2 protein-coding genes are annotated in these 5,755 nt (G+C 69.8%); both read right to left on the bottom strand.

What is annotated here, in order from left to right:
* Positions 1–2,742: type I polyketide synthase (locus ABT130_RS46755; protein ID WP_350966376.1), on the bottom strand; the 2,742-nt coding region annotated here is incomplete at its 3' end.
* 40 nt (positions 2,743–2,782) lie between these two features.
* Complete coding sequence (locus ABT130_RS46750) at positions 2,783–5,740, bottom strand: type I polyketide synthase (RefSeq protein ID WP_350966375.1); 2,958 nt, start codon at positions 5,738–5,740, stop codon at positions 2,783–2,785.
* Positions 5,741–5,755 lie beyond the last annotated feature (15 nt).

Genomic DNA, 5,755 nt, shown 5'->3' with positions numbered 1-5,755 from the left:
GAAGGGGTAGGTCGGCAGATCGACCCGGCGCCCGCCCGGCAGCACCGCCTGCCAGTCGACCGGCACCCCGTGCACATGCAGCTCGGCCAGCGCCGTCATCACCGCCATGTGCTCGTCCCGATCCCCGCGCAGCACCGGCACCAGCACCACACCTGTGTCGTACTCGTCCACGTCACGGCCGGCGTCCAGAGTGCCGGCGGCCATGGCGGTCAGCACACCGTCAGGACCCAGCTCCAGACAGGCTCGCACGCCCCGCGCGTGCAGGGTGCGGACCCCGTCGGCGAAGCGGACCGCGCCGCGGACCTGGTCCACCCAGTAATCCGGTGAGCACAACTCCTCCGCAGTGGCCACCTGCCCGGTCAACGTGGACACGATCGGAACCCGCGGCGCACCGTAGGTCAACGTACGGGCCAGGGCGCGGAAGCCCTCCAGCATCGGCTCCATCAACGGCGAATGGAACGCGTGCGACACCCGCAACCGCCGCGTCTTGACCCCACGCTCCTCCAGAGCGGCGGTCACCTCCAGCACCGCCTCCTCGACCCCGGCGATCACCACCGAGGACGGGCCGTTCACCGCCGCGACCGACACCTGGTCCTCGCGCCCGGCCAGCAGCCCGACGACCTCCTCCTCAGAGGCCCGCACCGACACCATCGCCCCACCGGCGGGCAGCGCCTGCATCAACCGCGCCCGACCCGCCACCAGCACACACGCGTCCTTCAGGGACAGCACCCCGGCCACATGGGCAGCGGTGATCTCCCCGATCGAATGACCGGCCAGCACACCCGGCTTGACACCCCACGAGGACACCAGCCGGAACAGCGCGGTCTCCACCGCGAACAACGACGGCTGCGCCCACCCGGTCTGATCCAGCAACCCGGCCCGCTCGCTGCCCGGCTCGGCGAACAGCACCTCGCGCAGCGACCCGTCCAGCAGCGGGTCCAGCTCCGCGATCACCTCGTCCAACGCCGTCGCGAACACCGGGAACCGCTCGTACAGCTCCCGGCCCATCCCCGCCCGCTGGCTGCCCTGTCCGGTGAACAGGAAGGCGAGCTGCGGCGGCGTCGCGGCCACCCCGCGCACCACACCGGCACTCGGCATGTCCTCGGCCAGCGCATCCAGCCCGGCCAGCACACCGTCACAGTCGCCGGCCAGCACCACCGCCCGATGCTCGAACGCCGGACGGGTCGTGACCAGCGAGAACGCCGTATCGGCCAACGCCGCCTCACCGCGGCCCTCCACGTGCGAGGCCAGCCGCCCGGCCTGTGCCCGCAACGCCTCCGCCGTACGACCCGACACCAGCATCGGAACCACACCGCTCACCGCATCGGCGGCCGGTACCCGGTCCTGCGAAGCGTCTTCTCCTACCGGTGTTTCCGGTCCTTGTTCGAGGATCACGTGCGCGTTGGTGCCGCTGATCCCGAACGACGACACCCCCGCCCGGCGCGGACGACCGGTCTCCGGCCACTCTGCCGCCTCGGTCAGCAGCTCCACCGCGCCCGAGGCCCAGTCCACATGCGACGACGGCTCATCCACGTGCAATGTCTTGGGCAGCATGCCGTACCGCATCGCCAGCACCATCTTGATCACACCGGCCACGCCCGCGGCGGCCTGGGTGTGACCGAGGTTCGACTTGATCGCCCCCAGCAGCAGCGGCCGGCCCTCGTCCCGGTCCTGCCCATAGGTCGCCAGCAGCGCCTGCGCCTCGATCGGGTCACCCAGAACCGTGCCGGTCCCATGCGCCTCGACCGCGTCCACCTCGGCCGACGACAAACCCGCACCGGCCAGCGCCTGGCGGATCACCCGCTGCTGCGACGGACCGTTCGGCGCCGTCAACCCGTTCGACGCACCATCCTGGTTCACCGCCGAACCCCGCACCACCGCCAGCACCTGATGCCCGTTGCGGCGCGCGTCCGACAGCCGCTCCAGCACCAGCATGCCCACACCCTCGGACCAGCTGGTGCCGTCCGCGGTGTCGGAGAACGCCTTGCACCGACCATCGGGTGCCATCCCGCCCTGCGCGCTGAACCCGACGAACACCAACGGCGACGTCATCACCGTGATACCGCCGGCCAGCGCCAGCGAGCACTCCCCCTGCCGCAGCGCCTGCGCCGCAAGGTGCAGCGTCACCAGCGACGACGAGCAGGCGGTGTCCACCGTCACCGCCGGACCCTCCAGACCCAGGGTGTAGGACAGGCGGCCCGACAACACGCTGGCCGCCAGACCGGTGACACCATGACCCTGCGTATCCACCTGATTGCTCATGAGCAGGTTCATGTAGTCCTGGCCGTTGGTGCCCACGAACACCCCGGTGTGGCTGCCCTTCAGCGAGACCGGATCGATCCCCGCCCGCTCGATCGCCTCCCAAGTGGTCTCCAGCAGCAGCCGCTGCTGCGGATCCATCGCCAACGCCTCACGCGGCGAGATCCCAAAGAACCCCGCATCAAACCCCGCCGCATCCGCCAGGAACCCACCCTGGGCCTCCCCATCGAATCCCAGCCCTGACGACATCCCCAGATCCCAGCCCCGATCGACCGGGACCGGCGAGATCGCGTCCTCACCCTCAGCCAGCAACCGCCACAAATCTTCAGGAGAGCCGACTCCACCTGGAAAGCGGCATGACATCGACACGATGGCGATCGGCTCGCGCTTGCCCGACTCCACCTCCTCGAGTCGTCGACGGGTCTCGTGCAAATCGGTGGCGACCGACTTGAGGTAGTCAACGAGCTTCAGGTCTTCCGACATAGGAGGAGCCCTCCAGGGTATTCGCGTATGAGCCGGGAGATCACAAGTCTTTGAGACGGCCCAGTTCGCTTTCGATGAAGCCGAGGATGTCCTTGGTACTCGCCGATTCGAGCATGCCGGCGACAGCGATTTCACTAGTTTCCGTGCTGCTCTCGCTCACCTTCGCCAGCAGCTGCCGCAGCCGAGTGACGATGCCGTTCCGGGCGAGATCGTCGAGCGCGGTATCGGAAAGAGCAGTCTCGAACCGGTTGAGATCGGCCAGCAATGACAGCTCCGTGGCCTTGCTCTCTCCCGGAGCGATTTCCGCCAGGAGGTGTTCGGCGAGGATGGCCGGGGTGGGGTAATCGAAGACGAGGGTCGCCGGCAGCCGCAACCCCGTCGCCGCGTTGAGCCGGTTGCGCAGCTCCACAGTGGTGAGGGAGTCGAAGCCCAGCTCGCGGAACTCCCGTCCCGCCTGGATCGCATCCGCCGACGTGTGCCCCAGCACCACCGCCGCCTGCGCCCGCACCAACTCGAGCACCAGCTGAACCTGATCGACCTTCTCCAGCCCCGCCAGCCGCTCGACAACATCAACGCCGCCGCCCATCTGGGTGGCGACCGCCGAGCGGCGGCCCGCACGCACCAGACCCCGCAGCAGATGCGGCACCTCGGGAAGGGCACGCAGCACCGACAGGTTCAGCGGCACCGCCACCACCATCGGACGATCCGACGCAGCGGCCGTCTCGAACATCGCCAGCCCCTGCTCGGCCGACAACGGAGGCATTCCGGTCCGGTTGATCCGGCGCATCTCGATCTCGCTCAACGTGCCGGTCATCCCATGGGCCTGCGACCAAGCGCCCCACGCCAGCGACAACGCCGCCAGCCCCTCGGTCCGCCGATGCTCGGCCAACGCATCCAGGAAGGTGTTCGCCGCCGCGTAGTTACCCTGCCCGGGAGCACCCACGACACCGGCCATCGAGGAGAACACCACGAAACCGGCCAGATCCAGATCCCGGGTCAGCTCGTGCAGATGCCAGGCGGCGTCCACCTTGGGACGCAGCACCGCATCCAGACCCTCCGCCGTCAACGACGGAATCGTGCCGTCGGCCAGCACACCAGCGGTGTGAACGACCGCCGTCAGCGGATGATCGGCATCCACCCCGGCCAGCAGCGCCGCCACCTGGTCCCGGTCGGCCATGTCACACGCGGCGACCGTGACCTCGGCGCCGTGCGCGATCAGCTCGGCCTGCAACTCCACCGCACCCGGAGCCTCCAGACCCCGGCGACTGGTCAGCAGCAGACGCCGCACACCCCGCTCGGCCACCACATGCCGCGCGAACAACCCACCCAGACCACCGGTACCACCAGTGATCAACACCGTCCCCTCCGGATCCCAGACCCGGCCCGCCGCGTCGGCAACCTTGGAGCCCGCCAGACGCGGCACCAGTACCTCACCCCCGCGCACCACCGCCTGCGGCTCACCCGACGCCAGCACCCAGGCCAACATCTCCGGCAGCGCCGACAGCGAAGACTCCCGCCCGTCCACGTCCACCAGCACGAACCGGCCCGGGTTCTCCAACTGCGCACTGCGCACCAGACCCCACACCCCGGCCGCCGGCAGATCAGTGACCGTGTCCTCTTCCCGCGCCTCAATCGCACCACTGGTGAGAATCACCAAACGGGAGTCGACGAACCGGTCGTCGGCCAGCCATCGCTGCACCAGATCCAGCACCCGGGCGGCCAGCTCATGCGCCGACTCCACCACTCCGCACGCCGGGTCCGAGATCGCCTCGGCCATTATCACGCTGGGTACCGGATCTGCCAGGACCGACAGATCCGCGTGAACCTGAGCCGGTTGACCGACCGTCTCCCAGGCGGCGGCGACCCCTAGGAGGTCGAGACCGAGCACCGCCACCGGCACCGCGTCGGCCGTCGAAAGCTCCGTCAGCGGCGACCACTCCACCTCGAACAGCGGGTCCCGCCCCGTCCCTCGACCGCCGGAGGCGACCGCGAGCTGATCGGCGGAGACCGGCCGCAGCACCAGTGAACGTGCCGACAGCACCGGCTCCCCGGTGGCGTCCACCGCGCTCACCGAAACCGAATCGTCACCCGTCTTGGCCAGCCGCACTCGCAGCAGCGAGGCGCCACTAGCGTGCAGGCACACTCCGCTCCAAGAGAACGGCAACCACCCCCCCTCGGAATCATCCAGCCCGACGAACGGCACCGCGTGCAACGCCGCATCCAACAGCGCCGGATGCAACCCGAACGAACCCGCGCTCGACTCCACCTGCCCAGGCAGTGCGATCTCCGCGAACACCTCACCACCCTCACCCCGCCAAGCAGCCCGCAACCCCTGGAACACCGGCCCATAGCTCAGCCCGTCCCAGGCCAGCCGCTCGTACAACCCATCCAGCTCGATCGCCGACACCCCACGCGGCGGCCACACCACCGTCTCGAACGGCGCAGCGGCGCGGCCGCCGGCCGTCAGCACACCGGTGGCGTGCTCCACCCACGGCTCATCCTCAGCCGCCTCCGCCGGCCGCGCGTAGATGCTCACACCACGACGACCCGACTCCGCGGCGGCGGCCACCCACACCTGCACCGCCACCGCGTCCCGCTCACCCAGCACCAACGGTGCATCCAGTGTCAGCTCCTCCACCACATCAAAACCGACCTGATCACCCGCCCGGATCGCCAACTCCAGGAACGCCGTGCCCGGCACCACCACCGAACCCATCACCGCGTAATCGGCCAGCCACGGATGCGACCGCAGCGACAACCGGCCGGTCAGCAACACCCCATCGGAACCGGCCAGCCCCACCGCCGCACCCAGCAGCGGATGCCCCGCAGCCGCCAGACCCGCCGCCGCCACGTTCCCCGCGCGGTCACCGACGCCCTGGGGCCAGTACCAGTGGTGCTGGAAGGCGTAGGTCGGCAGTTCCACCCGCCGCCCACCCGGCAACACCGCACGCCAGTCGAGCGCTACCCCGTGCACATGCAGCTCGGCCAGCGCCGCCATGACCGCCGCCTGCTC

The organism is Streptosporangium sp. NPDC001681, from assembly GCF_040298085.1.
GTDB lineage: Bacteria > Actinomycetota > Actinomycetes > Streptosporangiales > Streptosporangiaceae > Streptosporangium.
This window is presented reverse-complemented; position numbering and strand designations above follow the sequence as displayed.

Excerpts from the sequence above, each read along its gene's own strand:
- ABT130_RS46750 (WP_350966375.1), bottom strand. The coding sequence starts at position 5,740 with ATGGCGGCGCTGGCCGAGCTGCATGTGCACGGGGTAGCGCTCGACTGG.